At 38.8% G+C, this 22225-nt stretch carries 21 protein-coding genes; 12 read left to right on the top strand and 9 right to left on the bottom strand.

Translation table 11 applies throughout. The annotated features are described in order from the left end of the window. The first annotated feature begins 159 nt into the window (after nucleotides 1-159). The 4 genes from ACFILH_RS07195 (at nucleotide 160) to rpsP (ending at nucleotide 3360) form a co-directional block, all read left to right on the top strand. A complete protein-coding gene (locus ACFILH_RS07195; protein WP_273790076.1) occupies nucleotides 160-816 on the top strand; it encodes a carbonic anhydrase in 657 nt (218 codons plus the stop codon). Between the two features lie 230 nt (nucleotides 817-1046). Then, on the top strand, nucleotides 1047-2615 hold the full coding sequence (gene ffh, locus ACFILH_RS07190; protein ID WP_273790300.1) for a signal recognition particle protein: 1569 nt from the start codon (nucleotides 1047-1049) through the stop codon (nucleotides 2613-2615). A gap of 24 nt (nucleotides 2616-2639) precedes the next feature. Next, complete coding sequence (locus ACFILH_RS07185; protein WP_273790075.1) at nucleotides 2640-2969, top strand: chorismate mutase; 330 nt, start codon at nucleotides 2640-2642, stop codon at nucleotides 2967-2969. A gap of 16 nt (nucleotides 2970-2985) precedes the next feature. Next, complete coding sequence (gene rpsP, locus ACFILH_RS07180) at nucleotides 2986-3360, top strand: 30S ribosomal protein S16 (protein ID WP_273787601.1); 375 nt, start codon at nucleotides 2986-2988, stop codon at nucleotides 3358-3360. 136 nt (nucleotides 3361-3496) lie between these two features. On the opposite strand, the gene ACFILH_RS07175 is transcribed toward rpsP, so the two are convergent. Beyond that, nucleotides 3497-3712 carry a DUF1674 domain-containing protein gene (locus tag ACFILH_RS07175; RefSeq protein WP_375664879.1) on the bottom strand — a complete coding sequence of 72 codons (216 nt, stop codon included), beginning with the start codon at nucleotides 3710-3712 and terminating at the stop codon, nucleotides 3497-3499. 83 nt (nucleotides 3713-3795) lie between these two features. Between ACFILH_RS07175 and htpX the strand changes: the two genes are divergently transcribed. The 3 genes from htpX to ACFILH_RS07160 all read left to right on the top strand — a co-directional run bounded on the left by htpX (nucleotide 3796) and on the right by ACFILH_RS07160 (nucleotide 8064). Further along, complete coding sequence (htpX, locus tag ACFILH_RS07170; protein ID WP_375664878.1) at nucleotides 3796-4842, top strand: zinc metalloprotease HtpX; 1047 nt, start codon at nucleotides 3796-3798, stop codon at nucleotides 4840-4842. A gap of 47 nt (nucleotides 4843-4889) precedes the next feature. Further along, complete coding sequence (locus tag ACFILH_RS07165; protein ID WP_375667584.1) at nucleotides 4890-6254, top strand: RsmB/NOP family class I SAM-dependent RNA methyltransferase; 1365 nt, start codon at nucleotides 4890-4892, stop codon at nucleotides 6252-6254. 64 nt (nucleotides 6255-6318) lie between these two features. Further along, nucleotides 6319-8064, top strand: coding sequence for a heparinase II/III family protein (locus ACFILH_RS07160; protein WP_375643052.1), 1746 nt, complete (start codon nucleotides 6319-6321; stop codon nucleotides 8062-8064). A 930-nt stretch (nucleotides 8065-8994) separates the two neighbouring features. Here the strand turns inward: ACFILH_RS07160 and ACFILH_RS07155 are convergent. The 3 genes from ACFILH_RS07155 to ACFILH_RS07145 form a co-directional block, all read right to left on the bottom strand. Next, nucleotides 8995-9147: a DUF1127 domain-containing protein gene (locus tag ACFILH_RS07155; protein WP_273790070.1), complete on the bottom strand. Its 153-nt coding sequence runs from the start codon at nucleotides 9145-9147 to the stop codon at nucleotides 8995-8997. A gap of 349 nt (nucleotides 9148-9496) precedes the next feature. Further along, nucleotides 9497-11116, bottom strand: a complete 1620-nt coding sequence (gene purH, locus ACFILH_RS07150; protein WP_375659682.1) for a bifunctional phosphoribosylaminoimidazolecarboxamide formyltransferase/IMP cyclohydrolase — start codon at nucleotides 11114-11116, stop codon at nucleotides 9497-9499. Between the two features lie 719 nt (nucleotides 11117-11835). After that, nucleotides 11836-12618, bottom strand: a complete 783-nt coding sequence (locus ACFILH_RS07145; protein WP_375664877.1) for an SURF1 family protein — start codon at nucleotides 12616-12618, stop codon at nucleotides 11836-11838. A 297-nt stretch (nucleotides 12619-12915) separates the two neighbouring features. Between ACFILH_RS07145 and rpmB the strand changes: the two genes are divergently transcribed. The 3 genes from rpmB (at nucleotide 12916) to ACFILH_RS07130 (ending at nucleotide 15377) form a co-directional block, all read left to right on the top strand. Then, the gene (gene rpmB / locus ACFILH_RS07140) at nucleotides 12916-13233 is read left to right on the top strand and encodes a 50S ribosomal protein L28 (RefSeq protein ID WP_273787609.1); all 318 of its coding nucleotides are present in this window, start codon (nucleotides 12916-12918) and stop codon (nucleotides 13231-13233) included. Between the two features lie 121 nt (nucleotides 13234-13354). Beyond that, nucleotides 13355-14038 (top strand): VUT family protein, encoded by a 684-nt coding sequence (locus ACFILH_RS07135; RefSeq protein ID WP_375662793.1) that lies wholly within the window; start codon nucleotides 13355-13357, stop codon nucleotides 14036-14038. A gap of 1144 nt (nucleotides 14039-15182) precedes the next feature. After that, the gene (locus ACFILH_RS07130) at nucleotides 15183-15377 is read left to right on the top strand and encodes a HaeIII family restriction endonuclease (RefSeq protein ID WP_375658048.1); all 195 of its coding nucleotides are present in this window, start codon (nucleotides 15183-15185) and stop codon (nucleotides 15375-15377) included. Between the two features lie 48 nt (nucleotides 15378-15425). Here the strand turns inward: ACFILH_RS07130 and cobT are convergent, their stop codons facing one another. The 3 genes from cobT to ACFILH_RS07115 all read right to left on the bottom strand — a co-directional run bounded on the left by cobT (nucleotide 15426) and on the right by ACFILH_RS07115 (nucleotide 19138). After that, nucleotides 15426-17321: a cobaltochelatase subunit CobT gene (cobT, locus tag ACFILH_RS07125; RefSeq protein WP_375637339.1), complete on the bottom strand. Its 1896-nt coding sequence runs from the start codon at nucleotides 17319-17321 to the stop codon at nucleotides 15426-15428. Between the two features lie 14 nt (nucleotides 17322-17335). Further along, the gene (gene cobS, locus ACFILH_RS07120; protein ID WP_273790065.1) at nucleotides 17336-18316 is read right to left on the bottom strand and encodes a cobaltochelatase subunit CobS; all 981 of its coding nucleotides are present in this window, start codon (nucleotides 18314-18316) and stop codon (nucleotides 17336-17338) included. 201 nt (nucleotides 18317-18517) lie between these two features. Then, complete coding sequence (locus tag ACFILH_RS07115) at nucleotides 18518-19138, bottom strand: J domain-containing protein (RefSeq protein WP_273790064.1); 621 nt, start codon at nucleotides 19136-19138, stop codon at nucleotides 18518-18520. A gap of 124 nt (nucleotides 19139-19262) precedes the next feature. Here ACFILH_RS07115 and ACFILH_RS07110 point away from each other — a divergent pair, with 124 nt between their 5' ends. Next, nucleotides 19263-19535, top strand: a complete 273-nt coding sequence (locus ACFILH_RS07110) for a BolA family protein (protein ID WP_375622119.1) — start codon at nucleotides 19263-19265, stop codon at nucleotides 19533-19535. An 18-nt stretch (nucleotides 19536-19553) separates the two neighbouring features. On the opposite strand, the gene ACFILH_RS07105 is transcribed toward ACFILH_RS07110, so the two are convergent. Then, nucleotides 19554-20522, bottom strand: a complete 969-nt coding sequence (locus tag ACFILH_RS07105) for a tyrosine recombinase XerC (RefSeq protein ID WP_375630711.1) — start codon at nucleotides 20520-20522, stop codon at nucleotides 19554-19556. A gap of 3 nt (nucleotides 20523-20525) precedes the next feature. Further along, nucleotides 20526-21347 carry a SapC family protein gene (locus tag ACFILH_RS07100; protein ID WP_375630713.1) on the bottom strand — a complete coding sequence of 274 codons (822 nt, stop codon included), beginning with the start codon at nucleotides 21345-21347 and terminating at the stop codon, nucleotides 20526-20528. Between the two features lie 131 nt (nucleotides 21348-21478). Between ACFILH_RS07100 and rimM the strand changes: the two genes are divergently transcribed. Beyond that, entirely contained in the window at nucleotides 21479-22036 is a 558-nt protein-coding gene (gene rimM, locus ACFILH_RS07095; RefSeq protein ID WP_375667582.1) for a ribosome maturation factor RimM, read from the top strand. Nucleotides 22037-22225 lie beyond the last annotated feature (189 nt).

The raw sequence follows: 22225 nt of genomic DNA, 5'->3' as shown, positions 1-22225 counted from the left end.
AAGAATGAGTTTGTTTTTGCTATTTTTTAGTAATATTTTGCACTTTAAAGAAATATTTTGCTTCAAGGAAAGGGCACTTTTAGTATTTTTGTATGTTAATAGTTTGTTTTTTAAAATATACAAAATAAAAGTAAAAAAAGAAGCAAAAGTAAAGAGAGAATGGCGCGTTTACCAGAAAGACTTTTAAGTGGTTACCAAAACTTTATAAACAATCATTTTTTATATAAAATAGCAGATTATCAGCAATTGGCGATTGAGGGGCAGAAACCTGAAGTTTTGGTCATTGCTTGTTGTGATTCGCGTGCAGTACCAGAAATGATTTTTGATGCTAAGCCAGGGGAAATTTTCACCCTGCGCAACGTGGCGAATGTGGTTCCTCCTTTTTCTCCTGATGACCAATATCACGCAACATCAGCAGCTCTTGAATATGCTGTGCAATTGCTTGAGGTGAGACATATTGTCGTTTTTGGTCATGCCCATTGTGGAGGCATTCGTACTGCTCTTAATGAGACATATAAATCTTTATTATCAAATGATTTTATCGGTCAATGGATAAGTCTCTTAGCACCAGCAGCAGAAATCGTTTTGAATAATAAGTCGCTGTCTTGGCCAGAAAAACAGACGGCATTAGAGCAGCTTTCTATTCGCCATTCGTTGAGAAATTTAGAGACGTTTCCGTGGATTAAGCTTCGCAAAGATCAAGGTTTTTTGACATTGCATGGTGTTTGGTTTGATATCTCTAGCGGAAAATTATGGAGCATGGAACAGGAAACAGGTTGTTTTATGCGTGTTGAAGTTGAAAGTTTTGAAGTATAGTATTTGTTGTTTTTATTTCTTCGTATAAAAAGATATTTTATGATAAAACTTGACAAAGCTGGGGTTTTATTGTTTGAAGGAGCAAGCTTTCAGTGACAAAATTAACTTGGAGCCACCGACTGAGACCCCAGTTTAAGGGTATAAAGAGATCTCAGAGGTCAACATCCGACGGCGCGATGCGTTCTCGGATGCTATTTTGGTTTGTTTGTTATGCAACAATGAGGTAAATGATGTTTGAATCCTTGCAAGAGCGACTTGGTTCTATCCTGTCTCATTTGACGGGACGTGGCGCTTTATCGGATCAGGATGTTGTAGAGGCGCTGCGTGAAATTCGTCGCGCTTTATTGGAAGCTGATGTTGCTCTTGATGTTGTGCGCTCTTTTACCGATAGAGTTCGGGAAAAAGCTGTTGGGGCCGAAATCGTTAAATCAATTAAACCAGGCCAAATGGTGGTTAAAATTGTTCATGATGAATTGGTTCATATTCTTGGAAATGAAAGCGTTCTGAGTGATTTAAATGCACCAGCTCCAGTTGTTATCATGATGACTGGTTTGCAAGGTTCCGGAAAAACAACTACAACAGCAAAGCTTGCAAAACGTTTTACTGATAAGCACAATAAAAAAGTTCTCATGGCGTCATTAGATACACGCCGTCCCGCTGCACAGGAGCAATTGCGCCAATTGGGAGAGCAGGCAAAACTTGCAAGCTTGCCTATTATTGCGGGTCAGCTGCCCGTTGATATTGCATCACGTGCCGTGCAGGCTGCTAAATTAGGTGGTTATGACGTGCTTCTTCTTGACACAGCAGGACGTAATCATATTGATGAAGCTTTGATGCTCGAATTGGCTGAAATTAAAGCATGTTCCCTTCCTCATGAGATTATGTTGGTGGCTGATAGTTTGACGGGGCAAGATGCCGTTCATCTTGCTCGTTCTTTTGATGAGCGTGTAGGGATTACGGGGATTATTTTAACACGTATGGATAGTGATGGGCGTGGTGGCGCTGCTCTTTCTATGCGTGCTGTTACAGGTAAACCAATTAAAGCAATTGGAACTGGTGAAAAAATAGATGCTTTAGAAGAATTTCATCCCAGTCGTATTGCTGATCGTATTCTCGGAATGGGGGATATTGTTTCTTTGGTTGAAAAAGCTGCTGAAACAATGGATCATGAGAAAGCTGCTGCTTTTGCAAAAAAAATGCAAGCCGGAAAATTTGATCTGAATGATCTTGCAGAACAGTTGCAGAAAATGAAAAAACTGGGTGGAATGGGCGGTATTATGGGCATGTTGCCAGGAATGGGGAAAGTCAAAGAGCAGATTGCGGCTGCGGGGTTTGATGATCGTTTGTTTGATCGTCAATTGGCCATTATTTCATCTATGACACCCAAAGAGCGGGCGAATCCAGAGCTTTTAAAACATAGCCGCAAACAACGAATTGCTAAGGGGTCTGGTACGACAGCGGCTGATATTAATAAACTTTTGAAGATGTATCGCCAAATGGCTGATATGATGAAAGCCATGGGTGGTAAAGGAAAAAGTGGTTTTATGGGAAAGATGTTGGGAGGCCTTGGTTCCAAAATGGGTTTTGGTGGTATGGGAAACTTGGGAGGGGATTCTCCAGCTATGCCGGATTTGTCGGGATTGGATCCAAAGCAATTCTCAACGCTTCAAAAGCAAATTGAAAATGGTAATGGAGGGAAGCTCTTGCCCGGACTTCCCAAGCGTGGACCTACTTTTCCTGGTCTTTCCAATGGCATTGTCGATGGGGGAAATTTTCCTCAGCATCCTAAGAAAAAATAAGATGTAAAGAGGGAAAGGAATATAATGCAGGAAACAGTATTAAACGAATTGGCACATTTACGAGCATCCATTGATAATTTTGATGCAACTTTGATTCATATCTTAGCAGAGCGGTTTCGTTGTACGAAAGCTGTTGGGCGCTTAAAAGCCCGTTATGATTTGCCTAAAGTAGATCCTCTGCGTGAGCAATATCAGGTAGCGCGTTTGCGGCAATTGGCTATGGATAGTGATCTTGATCCTGATTTTGCTGAAAGATTTTTAAAATTTATTATTAAAGAAGTTGTGAGTCATCATGAAGTTATTGCTGAAGAGCAAAAAACAAAAAAAGTCAATTTAAACGAAAGCCAGAGCTGACAATAGGAGATAAAATATGGCATTGAAAATTCGTTTGTCCCGTGGAGGTTCAAAAAAACGTCCTTACTATCATATCGTCGTTGCAGATGTTCGTAGTCCGCGCGATGGGCGGTTTCTTGAACGTGTTGGTGCATGGGATCCAATGTTGCCTAAAGATGGACCGAGGGTGAAACTTAATGAAGAACGTATCCAATATTGGCTTGGGCAAGGGGCTCAACCAACAGATCGCGTTTTACGGTTTTTAGATGCAGCTGGCTTGAAAAAGCGTCCAACTCGTAATAATCCACATAAAGGTGAACCGGGTAAAAAAGCACAAGAACGTATAGCAGCAGCAAAGCAAGCAGCAGAAGAAGCAGCGGCAGCGGCTGAAGCAGAATCTGCTTCAGCATAAGAAGCATGATTGTTTAATCAATGTGTTTTTAAAAGCTTTAGAAAAATAAATATTATCCGTTTTTGTCTATCAAAAACGGATTTTCATTAAAAAGCTGCTTGTTTAAATTGCGCCGTTTTTTTTTAAATCAATGGTTTTAAAAATCAATGGCGCGGCCTTTAATTTCCCAGTCTCCATAGCGGGAAGGGTCTTTGCCGCCGCGTCCGCCGTTTTCTAAAGGTTGTTCTTTTTTTGCTGCGCGTTTTCGTCTTTCTTCAGCTTCTTTAAGGGCGCGTTGTGCTGCGGGAGAAAGAGATTGCTGTTTAACGAAAGTTGCATTTTTTTTGCTTGTTTTCTCATCTTTTTTATTCATTTTACACCTATTCCATTGAAGAAGCAGAAAGAAAACACCATCATATAGTATTGATTGACTTTTATCATGGAGTTTTTTGAGTAATGAATATAATGCGTACAGCTATGCTTTTGGCTTTTTTAACTGCTCTCTTTATGGGAGTTGGTTATCTTGTTGGAGGGGGCGGTGGCATGGTCATTGCTCTTTTGATGGCAAGTGGTTTAAACTTTTTTTCTTATTGGAATTCAGATAAAATCGTTTTACGCATGTACGGGGCGCGTGAAGTTGATCAGCATTCAGCACCAGTTTATTATAAGATTGTAAGCGATTTAGCACAAAAGGCTTCTCTTCCTCAACCAAAGGTTTATGTTATTGAGAATGCACAGCCAAATGCTTTTGCAACGGGACGTAATCCGCAAAATGCAGCTGTTGCTGCAAGTACTGGGTTGTTAGAGCGGTTAAGCGCTGAGGAAATTGCCGGCGTTATGGCGCATGAGCTCGCACATATTGAGCATCGTGATACGTTAACAATGACTCTGACCGCAACGATTGCAGGGGCAATTTCAATGCTTGGTAATTTTGCTTTCTTTATGGGAGGACAGCGTAACTCTTCAGAAGGTTCTCATGGCGCTGGGGCAATTGGAGGATTTATTGCATTGCTCGTGGCGCCTTTTGCAGCGATGCTGGTGCAAATGGCGATTAGTCGTACACGGGAATATGCTGCGGATCGGAGAGGGGCTGAAATATGTGGTAATCCTTTATGGTTGGCTTCGGCATTGCGTAAGATTGCTGATGGGGGACGTGGGGTATATAATGAAGAAGCAGAGCATAATCCAGCAACCGCGCATCTGTTTATTATTAATCCTTTGAGCGGTGAGGGAGCGGATAGTCTTTTTTCGACACATCCAGCAACTGCAAATCGTATTGCTGCTCTTTATCAGCAAGCAGAAGAGATGAAAGGGGCTCTTGCCAAAAGTGTGGGATGGAATAAAGAAGACGCTATACATGAAAAAAGCAGCGGGATGAACTATGGAGATTTTCATAGTGGTCAGGCTCATGCATTAGGTGAGAAAGAAAATAGTTCTTTTCAGCGTGTTACAAAACGTCCTTCTTGGCTTCGTTATGAAAATTCAAAAAGATCTCGTTCATAGAATTATTGAGGGAGCTCTTGAGAAAACTGTGATATAAAGGTGGTGGTTTGAAACACAAAAAAGCGGGGCATGTGTCTGAAAAAAATGTTCCAGGATTAGCTGTTCGACAGGTGTGTGTGCGTCTTTTGGGGGCGGTAGTTGATAAGTACACGCCTCTGTCTGGTTTGACGGATAATGAACACGGACATCCACAATATTTGAAGCTTTCACAACGAGATCGTTTGTTATGTCGGGCTATTTTAACAGCTTCATTGCGTCATCGAGGGCAGATTATGGCGGCTTTCTCACGCTTTTTGGCGCGTCCTTTGCCTTCACAAGCACTTTCACTTCAGCATCTTTTGCATATCAGTGTTGCACAAATTCTTTATCTTGATATTCCCGATCATGCGGCTATTGATTTAGCTGTGCGTGTGGCGAAACTTGATCCTCGAATGCGCCGTTTTTCAGGGGTGGTGAATGCTCTTTTGCGCAATGTTGCACGTGAGGCAGAGCCTTTACGTCAACAAGTTCCTACCATTGAAGGTGTGCCAGCGTGGTTTGGACAGCTTTTAATATCAGCTTATGGAACAGAAAAGGCACATCAGATTATCGCAATTCAAAGTGTGGAACCTCCTTTCGATTTGACAGTGAAATCTGATAGTGGTGGATGGGCTGAAAGGCTTGGCGGTGTGGTATTGCCCAATGGTTCTGTTCGATTGAAGCGTCTGGAGTGTTCTGTTTCTGATTTACCAGGCTATCGTGAAGGGTCTTGGTGGGTCCAAGATTTTGCAGCAGCTTTGCCTGCTTGTTTACTTGGGAGTATTGAGGGTAAACGCGTTGCTGATCTTTGTGCGAGCCCTGGGGGAAAAACAGCACAATTGGCTTTGCAAGGGGCAGAGGTGACAGCAATTGAGCTTTCTGCTAACCGCGTAAAGCGTTTAAAAGAAAATATGGAACGGCTTCATTTTTCAGTTCACATTTGGCAGGGCGATGTGAGAAATTTCTATCCCACACAGCTTTTTGATGCAGTTCTTCTTGATGCTCCTTGTTCTTCTACAGGAACAATCCGTCGTCATCCGGATATTTTATGGACGAAATCGAGGGAAGATATCGTCAAGTTAGTGGCGTTGCAATATGATTTGCTTGTCGCAGCAATTTCTTTGGTAAAGGAGGGGGGACGGATTGTTTTTTCCAATTGTTCATTGGCAAGAGAAGAAGGTGAAGATCTTATTGAAAAAATTTTATCGACACGCAATGACATTGTTTTAGACCCTATTTATCCAGAGGAAATGGGAGCACTGGAACATTTGCTTTGTGGGGGGATGTTACGGACAACGCCTGCGGATTTTTGTCATAAAAATTTTGATGCTGAGAAAACCGTATTTTTAGGAATGGATGGTTTTTTTGCTGCGCGCTTACGAAAAATTGCTTAATTAACGCTTCATTTACAAAAATGGTCGAAATTGTATTTGATTCAGCATAAATGGAGATAAAATTTTGGCGGTTGCGGTAAAAGCTCCTCAGGTAAAAGTGGCAGCCTGTATCGATACGATACAGAATGTTATGCGGCGTTTATGGGTTGGACCATTGTTTCGTTGGCGGTTTTCAGGGTTTCGTCCTCATAAAATTTTAGCGCATCCCATGGATTTGCATGTAGCTGATCCGATGATGGCGCATGAATTTTATCATGGTCGTTTTGCTTTTGCTGGTCACATTGTTCATTCTGGTGCTGTTTCTCCGTTTTCATTGGTTCCACCAACGCTAGAATGGGAAGCGGCTCTACATGATTTTCATTGGTTGCGCCATATGGAGGCAGCAGGAAGTGATTTAGCTTCTGCACATGCACGCTCTCTTTTAGAAGACTGGTTTGACCATGCTGGTAAGAAGGTAAAAGGGCTTGCTTGGAGTGATCCTGTTGTGGCGCGGCGCTTGATTTCATGGATTTGTCATTCGAAAATGTTGTTAGAAGGGGCAAGTGAACGGTTTGAAAAACGCTTTTTACGTGCACTTGGTTTGCAATTTCGTTATTTGCGCGTAACAATTTGTAGTATGGAGCACAATGATCAACGTTTACAAGCAGCAGTGGCTTTGACATTCGCATCTCTTGCTTTGCCTGTTTCAGCGGCAGTGAAAAAAAAGGTACAAACCACACTTATAGAGGAGCTTTCCCGTCAAATCCTAGTTGATGGTGGGCATATTTCCCGTAGTCCTGTTATTTTGCTGAATTTGTTATCGGATTTATTGTCGTTACGGCATCTTTTTATGCGTAGCAATGAAACAGCACCCCGTATTTTGATTGATTCTGTTGAGCGTATGTTGCCAGCTTTACGATTCTTTATCCATGAGGATCAAACGTTGGCCCATTTTAATGGGGTTGGTCCCCTTGTATCGGAACGGTTATCATCACTTTTGGAGCTTGATGAAACAGGAGGACATCCTTTTAGTTATGCCCGTTATTCAGGATTTCACCGCTTAAAAGCCAATCAAACAACAGTGCTTGCAGATACAGGAAAGTTTCCACCCCGCTCTGTAGCACAGCAGGCTTGTTCGGGGTGTTTGTCTTTTGAAATGTCTTCACAAGGGCACCGTTTTATTATCAATACCGGTGTTAATCCTGATGGGCGGGAAGATTATCGACATTTAGGGCGTGTTACTGCAGCACATTCAACAGCTACGCTTAATGATTGTTCAGTAGGTGCTTTTTATCATAAAAAGAAAAATGGCGCGCCATTTTTGTTTGATGGACCAACAGATGTTCAAGTGTGCCGTATAGAGGATTCAGAGAAGACGGGTTTTATTGCGAGTCATAATGGTTATATGCGACCCTTTAATCTTATTCATGAGCGTGGTCTTATTTTGGCGACAAATGGAGATATGATTGAGGGTTTTGATCGCTTTTTTATGCCCAATAAAGGGGGAAAGAGACACAAGAGTGTGCAAAATGAAAAAAATCATGTTGCTGTTCGGTTTCATCTTCATCCACAAGTTGAAGTTAACTATGATGGCAAACGTGTATGTTTAACCGTAAAGAATGAGAACGTGAAGAGCGAACAAGTATGGTATTTTATATCGCCTGACGCAGATATTTGTCTTGAAGATTCGATTGATTTTGCAGAATTAACAGGTCCACAACGGACACAACAGATTGTTTTATATTTTCGTCCAGCATTTCAGGAAAAAGTTCGTTGGCGTTTTATCCGTAAAGCGTTTGATAAAAAATTAGAACATTATTCCAACCCATAGTATATTGCGTTTTATCTTGCGTGTCGCAAAACATTATCGTTTATTGTGGTAATATTCTCAAAATTTGAAGATCATATCAATTTTATACATGAAGAGTTTTGTTAGAGTATGGGTTGGATGTTTTTAGGCAAGGTTTGCTCATAGAATCTCATGAGGTGATGCTAAAAGGGATTGGCTCCAGAAAAAAAGTTTTTGGAAAGACCATTGTTGACAGATGAGTACTGGTTAAGGATCTTCATATCTTTAAAGATATGGAGAGAAAATTAAGCCGTTGCTTATCTTCGATAAGTTTTTAAGTGTGCTGTTGGGATCAATATTTATCTCTGAGAGAGTTGCATTAATAGGGCTACACTCCTCACGAAAAACAGAGCGCTATTGTATTGTATATTCACGGACTTATTTTAAAGAAAAATTCCTTAATGCTTCCAAGCCTATTTTGCGACGATGCCCGTGATGGGTATAACGGTAAATCCATTAAGCACCCCCCATCTTTATGCTTATGAAGGAGCAGTTCGGCACTATCACACTATTTATCAGTGCCCAATGTTTGTAACAACTCTTGGCACTAGAGATGGTTCATAAGAGGCATTTTTAGCCTTTTCTTAATAGTTTTTATCCATACAGCTCTCCCCGCTTGTAACGTGCAGGCGAATGGTTTTGGTTGATTCAACATACATAGATTTTAAATGGAAGAATCTCACGGTATTCGGAGTTCTAATTCAATATGAATAACGCTAAATTATCATTATAAATCAAATGTTGTATATCACAGAAACACTGAAAATTTGAGAAACAATACACAGCAATGGCTGAGAAAAACAACTCTTCTGCTCTTTATTATTATTATACTACAAATGAAGGCGTAATAACAAATCACAAAATGCACGCTTTTTCAGAGCAAAGCATTCTCTCAAATATCTCAAACAACTTTCATAAAGATTTACGCGAATAACGTCGTGCAATTGAATCAATATCACCTCGACAAATTCCAAGATCGCTGAGTTCATATGTTGAAAGACGACTTAACGCATTAACGGTTCGACGATAACGGCGCCAATTACTATAAAAACGTAGAATATTCATATCCTCTACTCAAACTTTTCATTACACTCTTTAGTTTAAGAATAGAGCATATTACTAAAAAGAGTTGTGTTATAATATCATAACAGGTATGCATCTACATACAAGATAGCATCCCTTTAACATTTTCCTCATGTGAAAGGGCAACCATTAAAAATATCAACAAGAACAATATTCTTTCCCTAAACAATGGCTAAATTATGTGCATTTTCTTCGGTGATAAACTTCTTCACGTGTAGATTCTTTGGATTGAATAACTTCTTCCATTTCAATAGTTATCAATAGTTATACGATGATTATGAAAAATTCCTTGAAACATTTGTCTTATACGAAGAGGGAATCAGCAAAATTATTAATGGCGGAAGTGTCGTGTTCCTGTAAAAACCATTGCTAAACCCTGTGCATCAGCAGCGGCGATAACTTCTTCATCACGCATGGAGCCTCCTGGTTGAATAATTGCTGTTGCCCCTGCTTCAGCTGCTGCTAATAAACCATCTGCAAAAGGAAAAAATGCATCTGATGCAACAACAGATCCTTTTGTAAGGGTTTCTGTTAAGCCTGCTCTTTGCGCACTTTCTGCTGCTTTACTTGCAGCAATTTTTGCTGAATCGATGCGGCTCATTTGTCCGGCTCCAATTCCAACTGTTGCGCTATTTTTCGCGTACACAATAGCATTTGATTTAACGTGTTTTGCTACACGAAAAGCAAATTGAAGATCACGCATTTCATCTTGAGTTGGTGCCCGCTTTGTCACTACTTGCAATTTAAGATCATCCACCACCACGTTATCACGTGATTGCACTAAAATGCCTCCTGCAAGTGTTTTCGCAAGAAGTCCTCCACAGCGTGGATCAGGAACTCCACCTGTAATGAGCAAACGAAGATTTTTTTTCTTGGCAATAATTTCACGTGCCGCCATTGTGGCATCAGGAGCAATAATCACTTCTGTGAAAATTTTAACAATTTCTTCAGCACATTCTTCATCAAGGGTTTGATTTAAAGCAACAATTCCACCAAATGCCGATACATTATCACACATAAGAGCTTTCAAATAAGCGTCTTTCAAATTTTCTCCTTCCGCAACACCACAAGGATTGGCATGTTTAATAAGAGCGACAGCAGCGGTTTTTTGCGGATCAAATTCTGCCACAAGCTCAAAGGCTGCATCTGTATCATTCAGATTGTTATAAGAAAGCGCTTTGCCTTGTAAAAGTTTTGCTGTTGCAATACCAAAACGTTTTTCATTATTGCGATAAAATGCTGCCTGTTGATGTGGATTTTCCCCATAGCGCATAACACTTTCAAGATGACCGGAAAAACTCTGCCATGATGGAATTTCAATTTTTAAATCCCGTGCAAACCACGTTGCTATTGCCGTATCATAAGCAGCGGTGTGTGCATAAGCGCGCATTGCTAGCTGATGACGCATAGATAAGCTTAAACATCCATTATGCTGCTTTAATTCAGCTAGAATCGAATCATAATCTTTTATCGCTGTTACAACACCGGTATAAGCATAATTTTTTGCCGCGGCGCGAATCATCGCCGGTCCACCGATATCAATATTTTCAAGAATCGTTTGCCCATCGGCTCCCGATAGGATCGTCTCTTCAAAAGGGTAAAGATTCACCACCAAAAGATCAATTCCATGAATGCTGTTCTTTTCCATAGCTTCCCTATGGCTAGGATCTTCTCTTACCCCTAACAAAGCACCATGAATCAAAGGATGGAGTGTTTTTACACGCCCATCCATTATTTCAGGAAATCCGGTAACTTCAGCAACATCTTTTACGGGTAAACCAGCTGCTATGAGGGTTTTTGCTGTTCCTCCTGTTGAAATTAATTCAACATTGTAAGTAGCATGAAGGGCTTGTGCAAAAGCAACCACACCCGTTTTATCAGACACAGAAAAGAGAACACGACGAACCCGATGAAGATCAGGTATGGGAAAATTTTTGGCAACAACACCCATAACAGAAGCCTTAAAAATGAAAGAGTTAAAATTCTAGTAAAACACGCTTATACGTTTATAGCATAAGCCTTTAGCAAAATACACTGAAAGGATAAACTGTCTTTTTAGAATATAGGATGCTCACCTTTTTCTATTATCCTGTAAAAACCTCTCATTTGAGGTGTGGTGATAGGTATAAAAGTCGCGTTGAGAAATTAAATGTTTTTTTTGTTGCTTATAACTCAACATCTCATCTTCATAGCAGTTGTGAAACAAAAAATGCCTCCGTATGTTCTCTGCTATATTAGCTTTTATACTATATGAAGGCGAAAGTATTGCGTATATCAATTGGAATAATCTCTGAAATGGGAAACAATCTAATGAAACAAGAATATAAAATTATAAAGGCAAAAATGAGTGCCTATCTTTCCTATCATTTTTAAATTTGGCTTTATGTTTTTCAAAAGCGTTTATGACAATGTTTTTTAAGAGTGAATTTTTTATAGAGTGGAGATAATGCATTGCTTCACATTTTTGGGCATTACATTTTTAATGAATAAACCCTCGTTTTATGATGATTTTTTAAAGAGTGTCGCGTAAATCTTTTGTGAATGGTATAAAGATCTATTGTATGCCTATGATCTTTATTTAACAAAGGCGCAAGTTGGTAGATTTTATTCTCTTTATCAGTTTTCAAGATTCTAAAAATTTTTGTTACTTGAGATGTAAGAGGTATTTTTTTAGTTTTTTTGCCGTAGCAGAAAAAGAAAACCTCCTAACACACCAGCAGCTAAAATAAACCACGTGATTGCATAAACGAGATGATTATTTCGAAAATGAATAATCGTAAGACCAACGACGGGAAGATTTGCTTGTGGAGATGTTTTTCTGGCATCAATGAAATAAGGAGCAACAGTGGACAAACCAAGTTTTTGTGCCATAGCGGGGAGATCGCGCGTATACCATAAATTCTTGTCAGGATTATTTTTACGCGGGAAAAATCCATTTTTTTCACTCATGCGTAATAAACCTATAATCATTGTTTGTTCTGTGTCCGTGGTAGAATTTTGCTGAGATGAGGCATTTGTATGCGATTTCTCTGAGTTTTGAAAATTATTACGTTCATCCATGGGGATAAAGCCACGGTTGATAAAGATCAGTGTATTATCAGCAGTTTGTAAAGGAGTCAAAACCCAATAGCCTGTAGTATTTTGAGCGGCAGCAGTGACTAAAATATTTTTATCTGTTAAAAATTTTCCTGTGATAACAACAGGTTGATATTCATATTTTTCAAAAGTAACATCTGACCATTGATTTTTTTTGGGGGCTTTTATGGGGGGTAAATGAATGCGCTGATTAGCACTGGTGATAAGATTTGTTTTCCAGTTTAACCGTTGTACTTGCCATATACCTAATGCACTGAAGAGAAGAAAAAAACAAATACATAAAGTTCCAAATAAAAAATAAGAAAAACGGCAAGAATTTCCCTGAAGCTTTGTCATGGGGGGCCCTTTTTTGCTCATGATTTATGCTTCCTTTCGGGACAATAGGCTTTTATTCTAACATGGTATGTATTTAAAAAAAACATTTTGTACGCTTTTTGGCGGAATTTGCACGTCTTATTGAGGAAAAAGATGAAAAATGAGCCCGTAAGAGATGAAAAAGGTTTTATAAAAGACTTGACCTTTTGTTGTCGACCCCCTATTAGAAAGAAACTTCCCAATGATGCCCGTTCAAGGTTGCATTGCGCGTGTTTTGCGTTCATTGTGTCCTTTGGGTATGGGGATTTGAAAGTTTCTTAGAGTTTAAGGGTGAAGTTTATGTCTCGTGCATGTGAATTGACAGGGAAAACGGTTCTGTATGGTAATAATGTTAGCCATGCGAATAATAAGACACGGCGTCGTTTTTTACCAAATCTTTGCAATGTGACATTGATTTCAGAGGTGTTACAGCAAAGTTATCGCTTGCGTATTTCAGCAAGTGCATTGCGTTCTGTTGAGCATCGTGGTGGCCTTGATGGTTTTTTAGTTAAAGCAGATGATAAAGAGTTGTCGCAACGTGCGCGTTTGCTAAAACGCCAAATCATTAAGAAAAAAGCTGAGCAAGAAGGTGAGCAAAAGGCTGAACAGGCAGCGTAATTGTTAGCGCCATTCTTTTTGGTTTATTAACGCTTTGATTTCGGTTTTCTGTTCTAGAAGTTAAGTTTTTTGCAGGTTGATCGTTTCATTTTATTTGGTTCCATATCCCAGGTTAAAAAAAATGTCTTCAAGCGGTCCTTTATTAGAACAGCAAAAGAAAAGGTATGTTGTTTTTTCTATTTTTGCAATGTGCCTTGCTGTTACGGCTTCTAATATTTTGGTTCAATATCCTGTCTATTGGTTTGATTTAAATGAGCTGTTGACTTATGGGGCTTTTACCTATCCATTTGCTTTTCTGATCAATGATTTAACCAATCGTTTTTATGGTCCATCTGCGGCGCGGCGTGTGGTTTATGCTGGTTTTTTTGCGGGGGTCTTTGTTTCTTGGATATTGGCGACACCACGGCTTGCCCTTGCTTCTAGTTTTGCATTTTTATTTGGGCAACTCCTTGATATTGTTGTTTTTACTCCTTTACGACGTAAAACATGGTGGAAAGCACCTTTAGCAGCAGCGTTGGTTGGTTCAGCTTTGGATACAGTGCTGTTTTTTGCTCTTGCTTTTTCTAGCTCGTTTTCTGTTCTTGATAAGATAACAGGGTATGCTGATAGTTCACTGGTGGAGAGTACTGTTTTGGGAGGGATAGGCATACCAGTTTGGCTATCGCTTGCTTTTGGTGATTTTTCGGTAAAAATTATTATGAGCCTGTTGATGTTGATTCCTTATGGGACAATTCTTAATATTGTAAAGCTTCCTCTTTATCAAAGTCATTCAAAGGATGATTCTTCTTTTGTTTGTCACAAATAATGATTTTTGTCTTTTTTTCATGAAGCCAAGAAAATTGTACGCTATGCTTGGTGTGGCACGTTATTTATAATGGATACTTTATCATTTGCCAACTTAAGTAAGAGTTCCAACACAAAACGCGTTTTTTATTTCAAAATTCTCTTGTGAGGAAAAGATAAAGTCATTTGTTTGAGAAGGGGCTAATATACTTTTTACAAATGATTAAATGTGACAGAAATTGCAACTGATGTTTATTAATAGATTGATTTAAAATGATAACTTATATTTTTCATTTGAGTGAAAGAGCTCAATATCATAAAATTTTACGCGTTTTAAATACTCTTATATTGAGTTAATAAAAATCATTTGCTTGCCTATGTTATAAGAGGAATTGGCGTGCGGACAACGTCATTTGAGAAAGCAATACTCTTATGAAGAGCTTTAATGTAATAGAAGTGCAATATTAGGCGCTGGAAGTATATTGATTTATCTTAAAAACATTGGAAGCTTGAAAGTAGGATTTTGCTTTTGGCTTGTAGCTTGTAAAGTAAAGGATGATTCTGGATTTTGCATTATGCCATATATGGGCGCTGTCGTGAAATAAGCTTGGAAGCAAGGAAGAATGTTTCTTTAAAGTAGGAGTGCGGATAAGATATATAATGGTGTGTTCTTTTTCGTGAATGAAGTAATATTCTTTTTTTCGTGTTTTTCTTATATTTTATGTGAGTAAAGATTTTTTCTTTTATCTAGGAGATGGGAGCTTATGTTGATAGATCACCCGTGGTGAGTACTGTTTTGGGAAGGTTAGGGAACAGGTTGGCTTTCGCTTGCTTTAGCGATTTTTGCCGAAAAATTGCTATGAATCCATTTATGCCGATTCTTTTATAAAATAATTCTTAGTGTTTAAAATATCCTCTTTGGATGATTCTTTTTTTGCTTATAATAAATACAACTTTTATCTTTTTGTGTTACTGAAGGTGAAAGTCTATGCATTATATTTTCTGTGAGAGCAGCACTTTAGAGCTATGTCTAGTGGAGATATTTTTCTATATACGTGTATTTCAATATTTAAATATAATGAAATAACACAAGATCGAGACAAAAACGGGTAATTATTCAGTCTTTTAATTTGAATGGCACTCTGGGATATGGACGTAAATGAAAAATTCCAAGAAAAGTTTTATCAGTTGCACTAAAACCAGAAAGTAAAAACAAACTCATTATAATTTTTGAAGATGGTTGGAGCATTTCTTTTAGAATTTATAATGCATCCAGTAAAGTAGAAGTTTCTTTAAAGTTCGCTATTCAATTTGTGGGATTATCTTCTCAGGTTGTTAGTCATCAAATTCCGATGGTTTAATGATAGAGATAATGTTTTAAATGTAATCGTTGCTGATTTAAGGCAGGTTTATTTCTTATGAAAATGAGTCCTTTTATCACTAAAAAGTATTTCTAATTGTTTTGTTATGGCGTCGGCGAGTTCTTCAGCATTCATAATTGTTACAGCACGTTGATAATAACGTGTGACGTCATGACCAATTCCAATGGCAATGAGTTCGATAGGGGAGTGTGTTTGGATTTCTTGAATCACTGCGCGTAAGTGTTTTTCTAAATAATTGCTGGCGTTGACCGATAATGTCGAATCGTCAACAGGAGCGCCATCAGAAATGACCATGAGGATGCGACGTTGTTCACGCCGTGATAAAAGGCGTTGATGAGCCCAAATCAAAGCTTCTCCGTCGATATTTTCTTTTAATAATCCTTCTTGCATCATCAAACCTAAATTGCGTCGTGCGCGACGCCATGGGGTATCAGCACTTTTATAGATGATATGGCATAAATCATTGAGGCGTCCAGGATTATGGAGTTTGTTTTGGGTAAGCCATTGTTCGCGCGATTTGCCCCCTTTCCAAGTTTTGGTGGTAAAACCTAAAATTTCAACTTTGACACCACAACGCTCAAGAGTTTGTGCCAAAATATCAGCACAACTTGCAGCAACGCTAATGGGGCGTCCGCGCATTGAGCCTGAATTATCAATGAGAAGTGAAACAACTGTGTCCCGAAATTGGGTGTTGCTTTCCATTTTAAAAGAAAGGGGTTGCATGGGGTCAATAATTAGACGTGGAAGCCGTGCTGTATCAAGATATCCTTCTTCAAGGTCAAATTTCCAGTTGCGATTTTGTTGCGCCATCAAGCGGCGCTGGAGACGGTTTGCTAAACGTCCAACGATGTTTTGGAGATGATTGATTTGCTTATCAAGATAACGGCGTAAGTGATCTAACTCGTTCTCAGAACAAAAATCTGTTGCTTCCAAAATTTCATCAAATTGACGGGTGAAGATTTTATAATTGCCAAGTCTTTCCATTTGTTCCGAATCAGAAAAAAGGTGTTTGGGTTTGCTCGGCTTTTCTTGCCAAGGTCCATTTTTTTGCTCGCCGTCAGCTTGATCATTGTTGTTTGATTGTGTCGCTTGTGTTTTTCCGTCATCTTGCACATCACTTTCTTGTTCAGTGCTGGTTTGTTCTTCACTTTGAGCGTGTTTTTTGTTTTTACTCTCTTCTTCTCCTTGGTCTTGAGGTTCACACGCATTTTTTAATTTTTTATTGTTTTCACTGTTAGAAGCTTCAGCTTGTTGCACTGTCATTTTGAGTGTAACAAGCATTTGGCGAACAATCTGTGCAAAATCTTGTTGGTTGTAAATATGATGTGGGAGTTCATTGAGTTCTGCTGCTGCTTTTTGTTCGAGTTCTTGACGCCACAGTTCTAAGACAGGACCCGCTTCTCTTGGAGCTGCGCGCTTTGTTATTTTTTCACGCAATAAAAGTGCAATTGCTTCTTGGATGGGGGCTTCACTTTGGTTGCTAATCTTATGATAATGGGCTCTTTTGTATTTATCGGCGAGCATGATATCAAGATTTTTTGCAAGCCCCTCCATGGCTAAAGTACCAATTGCTTCAACACGTGTTTGTTCTAAGGCATCAAAGACAGCACGTGCTTCTGATTCTAGTGGAGAAAATTGCATGTGAATGCGGTTATCATGCCATGCTTTGCGCAGAGCCATGGAATCACCTAATCCGCGGGTAATGGTGATGTCTTTATTCGTTGCGTATTGAGGTAATTCTGGTAAACGCGCGCAACTTTCGCTTAAAGATGGTCGGTTATGACTAAAGGAAACTTCAAGGTTGTTTGTGCCTGCAATTGCACGCATACAGGTGGAAAGTGCTTTTTTAAAAGCTTCAATATTAAGAGTGTTGTTGGAAGAATCTTTTGCCGGATTTTTGTTGTCGCCAATATCGGTAGCCATGAGTGACAGATTCCTTAAGGCGAAACACCATGAATAAGTGATTCGGGAAGCTCTTGTCCAAAGGCGCGTTGATAAAATTCTGCAACAGTGGCACGTTCGAGTTCATCACATTTATTGAGAAAGGTTAATCGGAAGGCAAAGCCGACATCTTGAAAAATCGTTGTATTTTCTGCCCAAGTAATGACGGTACGTGGACTCATGACAGTTGAAAGATCTCCATTGATAAAAGATTGGCGTACCATATCAGCAACATGAACCATTTGTGAAATTATCTTTTTTCCTTCAGTCGTTTGAAAGGATTTGACCTTTGAACAAATGATATTAACCTCTTTATCATGGGGTAAATAATTGAGTATCGTAACAATAGACCAGCGGTCCATTTGAGCTTGATTGATCTGTTGGGTACCATGATAGAGACCAGTTGTATCACCAAGACCAATGGTGTTTGCTGTTGCAAAAAGACGAAAGGCTGGGTGTGGAGAGATGACTCGGCTTTGATCAAGTAAGCTTAGTTTTCCAGAGGTTTCAAGAACGCGTTGGATGACAAACATAACATCGGGACGCCCCGCATCATATTCGTCGAAAACAAGAGCAATATTATTTTGATAAGCCCATGGCAAAATGCCTTCTTTAAATTCAGTGATTTGTAAGCCATCTTTTAAAACGATAGCGTCTTTTCCTACAAGATCGATACGACTTACATGACTATCGAGATTAATTCGAAGACAAGGCCAATTGAGACGTGCAGCAATTTGTTCAATATGCGTTGATTTCCCTGTACCGTGATAGCCAGAAACCATTACACGGCGGTTGAAGGTAAAACCTGCGAGAATCGCTAAAGTTGTTTGCTGATCAAAAAGATAATCAGAATCGATATCAGGAACATGGGAACTTTTTGTGCTAAAAGCAGGGACTTTCAGATCTGTTTCAATATGAAATAGATCGCGAGCACAAAGTGTAATATCGGGCAAATTTTCAACGGTAAGATTTGTCATTGTGTTTCTGGAAGGGAGAGGATGCTATTTATTCATTAGAAACGATACAAGAGTTAGAGTATTTATGCAATGCTCTATAATGAGAGCCTTAGATATTGAAGAAAGATTTTTTACGTATTCTATAATGTTTTGCAAAAAAAATAACATTTTGCGCAAATAATGATGGTCTAAATGAAAATAGACTCATATAAGCGCATGTTTTCAGCACAAACCAGACTTTTTTAGCAAATTGTAAGCATGTAAAACATCACGAAAGCGCTCTTCTGAAGCACGATTACCACCATTGGAATCAGGATGGTGCTTTTTTACCAATTCTTTATATTTCATTTTGATGTCTTCTGCTGAAGCGTTTGCCTGTAGTCCCAGTGTATCAAAAGCTTTTGCTTCTAAGGGCTTTAATTTTCGTGAGAATTTATTGCTTGAATGCTGCCCAGTGAAAAGCGTGAAGGGATCGCGCATACGATTTTGATAGGCAGCTGTTCCAGAGCGAATCTTTGCATAATTAGCGGCTGTTTTTTTCGATGTACCATTGCTCAGATCTGTAGGCCATGTCGGACGATGTCCTGTGAGAGCATCCTTTTGAAATTTTGCGATATCTTTATTGCTAAGACCAGAGAAGTAATTAAAATTTTTATTATAGGCACGTACGTGTTCAATACAAAAATATAAATATTGTCCTTCGTGATTTCGACCTGCTGGTGCTTTATGGGCCCCTGTTTTTTCACAACCTTCCCACTGACACTGTTGTGCTTCTGGCTCAGCGTTTTGTTTTTTATTTGAGCTTATGCGAATTGAATCGAATAATTTAGATGTTATTGTCATATTATTGGTTTATGCAAAATTGATTAATTTTACAAGAATTGACTTTTGAAAAATTTGTTTTCACACTTATTCTATTATGAAAAAGGTGTATTTTTGCACGTTCATTTTGTTTGAGGAATGAAAAATGTTTATAGAAACAATAATCCAGAGAAAGCTTCAGGATGCTTTTCATCCGCAAAAGCTTGAAGTGATTAACGAAAGTCATCTTCATGAGGGGCATTCTCATAATGAACATGCTTTTGATGGTAAAGGAGAAACACATTTTCGAGTGAAAATTTTATCTTCTTCTTTTTCTAATATGACACGCGTAGAAATACATCGAGCGATTTATAAAGTTTTACAAGAAGAGTTAGCTACTTGTGTTCATGCTTTGGCACTTGAGGTTGAAACACTCTAATTTTTTGATGAGACACTTTTAGGAACGGGGATGGGCCTTTTGATAAATTTTTAACAAATGGTCTGTATCGACATGGGTATAGATTTGTGTGGTGGAAAGACTAGCGTGCCCAAGAAGTTCTTGAATCGTGCGCAAATCTCCCCCCCGTGATAAAAGATGGGTGGCAAAAGAATGGCGCAGTGTATGGGGCGTTGCAGTTTCTGGTAAACCAAGGCTTGCTCGTAAGTTGCGTACAGTTTTCTGAATAATGGCGGGCTGTAGGGGACCGCCTCGTGCCCCGCGAAATATGGGTTGGTTATCCACTAAAGGATATGGGCAACATTTGAGATAATTTTGTACAGCTTCGTAAACAATTTTGATGAGAGGAACAAGGCGTGTTTTTCCACCTTTTCCTGTTATAAATAAACTTGTTTTTTCAGGATCAGAAAATTGTTCTGGTGTGAGGCTTAAGGCTTCTGATATTCGCATTCCACAGCCATAGAGAAGCATGAGGACAGCCGCATTACGAGCGCTAATCCAAGGTTCATTTTCTAGCTGGTTTTCTTGTTTGACTATGTGAAGTGCTGATTTGATCGCTAAAGGTTTTGGGAGCGATCTTGGGTGTTTGGGGCTTCGGATAAGTTGAGCCGCCGGAACATTGACGATTCCTTCACGTGATAGGTACTTGAAAAAAGAACGGATGCCTGCTACTCCGCGGCTTAAAGAACGAGCACTTACATTGTTTGTACGCCGATAAGCAAGATAAGCACGCAAGTCACTGATGCGTAAATGAGCAAGATCTGTAAGGGTTGGTGTATGACTTAAGTGTTGACAGAGAAAAGACAAAAATTGCCGCGTATCACGTTCATAGGCTTGCACTGTTTGTGCTGACATACGACGTGTTTGGGTAAGACACTCTAACCAATTTTTCCTTGCGTTTAAAATTGCATGGTCTGCTGGAATGAGAGGAATATTTTCATCTTTTCTCTTGTCGTTTTTGATAGGCATTATCTAGTTGAGAGTTTCTTTCTTTTTAGATTTTTCATCGTTAGAATGACCATTCTTGTTTTGGGGTTGCTCTTCACGATTGATAAGTTGCTTTTCACCTTTGAGAGAGAGTATTTTCACAAGATTGTGCGTTGACATCAAATGCGCAAAAATTAATCCTAAAAAGCCATTTTTATGAAGTTTGGCAAGTTGGCTTGCTGATAATTTATTCAATTTTTCTTCATCAACAACCCAAAAATGTTCTAATTGAGCTGAGAGACCTTTATCGTTTTTCACATTGATAGATTTTTGGCTTAGAAGATCCATTTCTACAAGAGCATCAATAAACTCAGAGGTTTTTTCCATAGCGATTTTAAAACTTTCAAGAAAACGAATACGTTCTTCCATAAAAGGAGAAATAGAGCCGTCGGAATTAAAAAGTTCTGTTCCTGCAACTTCATTAAACATACCTGACTGTTGATCAAAGCAAACAGAAAGTTCTTTTTCATTGCTAATTTGTGCCAAAACAAAAGGATAGCGACGGACAAAAGCAGGAACATAAGTATTATTTTTCCAACTTTTATCAGAAGCGATATAGTCATTTTCGTCATTAGAAAGGCCGACAAGAGCTGCGGATGTGTAGTGCCGTTTTTTTTGTTCATCTTCGGCGCACATAAATAAAATAGGATAGTCTAGTGCTGCTTGAAAATATTCAGTACTTGCTAAAGGAACCCAGTGAGTATCCTTGGCAAAAGACATATCACTTGGAGGAGCAAATTTTAGATTTTTATGGGAAACTTTGTTGATTGGCGTGATATCTTTGTAAAATAGCATAATATTTGCCATAAGACTTTCTCCTTTATTAATTTGTTTTTGTTACCAAGAAAGGTCTTTTAGAAGATTGTCTCATATGGCAACAAGATTGAATAGAAAACTATAAGATTGAAGGGTTCATTTTTGAGAGATAATATTTTCGTATGAAGTATAATAAAGAAAAGCTTAAAAATAAAGTCTATCTTGCCATTATTGGTATGCCTCATGGTATAAAAGGAGATGTTTTTGTTAAAATTCTAAGTGCTGAGCCACAGCGTTTTAAGTTTTACAGCACTCTTTATGATGATATGGGGCGTTCTTATGAAATTATAACTCTTCGCATACAAAAAAATAAGGCGATTGTACGTTTTAAAGGGATAGAAAATCGTAATGCGGCTGAGTCTTTAAAAGGTATTCGCCTTTATGTGACGCGTGATCAATTAATTGATGATTTGATGGAGGATGAGTTTTATCAAGTCGATTTAATAGGCTTGTGTGTCCAAGATTGTGGGGGAAAAATCTTAGGTGAAGTGTGTGGTTTTTTTAATTTCGGGGCTGGTGATTTGCTTGAAATACGTTTGAATACGGGTAAAAGAGTCCTTATTCCCTTTAGTAAGGCGGCGGTACCAGAAGTTTGTATGAATTCTGGTTTTCTTGTTGTTGATCCCATGGCAGCTGGTTTAAGTGATGGGGGAGACAATGATAAAAAGGAAATAGCTTGAATCTAAAAATAAAGATGAAGGAAAAAATAACAGATAAATTTCGTCAATAAAAAGTGGAATGTGTGGAAATATTAAAAATGCACTTTTGAGCAGATATTGTAAGCACTTTATCTCGAAATAGTTCTGAGTTTTTAGAGTCTTTTTTAGTGCAAGTATTTAGAAGGATCGTATTGAATAAAGCGCAGATCA

Origin of the sequence: Bartonella sp. CL435QHHD (assembly GCF_042195095.1) — a bacterium.
Classification (GTDB): Bacteria; Pseudomonadota; Alphaproteobacteria; order Rhizobiales; family Rhizobiaceae; genus Bartonella.
This window is presented reverse-complemented; position numbering and strand designations above follow the sequence as displayed.

Excerpts from the sequence above, each read along its gene's own strand:
- ffh (WP_273790300.1), top strand. The coding sequence starts at position 1,047 with ATGTTTGAATCCTTGCAAGAGCGACTTGGTTCTATCCTGTCTCATTTG.
- rpsP (WP_273787601.1), top strand. The coding sequence starts at position 2,986 with ATGGCATTGAAAATTCGTTTGTCCCGTGGAGGTTCAAAAAAACGTCCT.
- cobS (WP_273790065.1), bottom strand. The coding sequence starts at position 18,316 with ATGACAAATCTTACCGTTGAAAATTTGCCCGATATTACACTTTGTGCT.
- rpmB (WP_273787609.1), top strand. The coding sequence starts at position 12,916 with ATGTCTCGTGCATGTGAATTGACAGGGAAAACGGTTCTGTATGGTAAT.
- ACFILH_RS07100 (WP_375630713.1), bottom strand. The coding sequence starts at position 21,347 with ATGGCAAATATTATGCTATTTTACAAAGATATCACGCCAATCAACAAA.
- ACFILH_RS07135 (WP_375662793.1), top strand. The coding sequence starts at position 13,355 with ATGTCTTCAAGCGGTCCTTTATTAGAACAGCAAAAGAAAAGGTATGTT.
- rimM (WP_375667582.1), top strand. The coding sequence starts at position 21,479 with ATGAAGTATAATAAAGAAAAGCTTAAAAATAAAGTCTATCTTGCCATT.
- ACFILH_RS07175 (WP_375664879.1), bottom strand. The coding sequence starts at position 3,712 with ATGAATAAAAAAGATGAGAAAACAAGCAAAAAAAATGCAACTTTCGTT.
- ACFILH_RS07185 (WP_273790075.1), top strand. The coding sequence starts at position 2,640 with ATGCAGGAAACAGTATTAAACGAATTGGCACATTTACGAGCATCCATT.
- ACFILH_RS07110 (WP_375622119.1), top strand. The coding sequence starts at position 19,263 with ATGTTTATAGAAACAATAATCCAGAGAAAGCTTCAGGATGCTTTTCAT.
- htpX (WP_375664878.1), top strand. The coding sequence starts at position 3,796 with ATGAATATAATGCGTACAGCTATGCTTTTGGCTTTTTTAACTGCTCTC.
- ACFILH_RS07105 (WP_375630711.1), bottom strand. The coding sequence starts at position 20,522 with ATGCCTATCAAAAACGACAAGAGAAAAGATGAAAATATTCCTCTCATT.
- ACFILH_RS07145 (WP_375664877.1), bottom strand. The coding sequence starts at position 12,618 with ATGAGCAAAAAAGGGCCCCCCATGACAAAGCTTCAGGGAAATTCTTGC.
- ACFILH_RS07115 (WP_273790064.1), bottom strand. The coding sequence starts at position 19,138 with ATGACAATAACATCTAAATTATTCGATTCAATTCGCATAAGCTCAAAT.
- cobT (WP_375637339.1), bottom strand. The coding sequence starts at position 17,321 with ATGGCTACCGATATTGGCGACAACAAAAATCCGGCAAAAGATTCTTCC.
- purH (WP_375659682.1), bottom strand. The coding sequence starts at position 11,116 with ATGGGTGTTGTTGCCAAAAATTTTCCCATACCTGATCTTCATCGGGTT.
- ACFILH_RS07155 (WP_273790070.1), bottom strand. The coding sequence starts at position 9,147 with ATGAATATTCTACGTTTTTATAGTAATTGGCGCCGTTATCGTCGAACC.
- ACFILH_RS07195 (WP_273790076.1), top strand. The coding sequence starts at position 160 with ATGGCGCGTTTACCAGAAAGACTTTTAAGTGGTTACCAAAACTTTATA.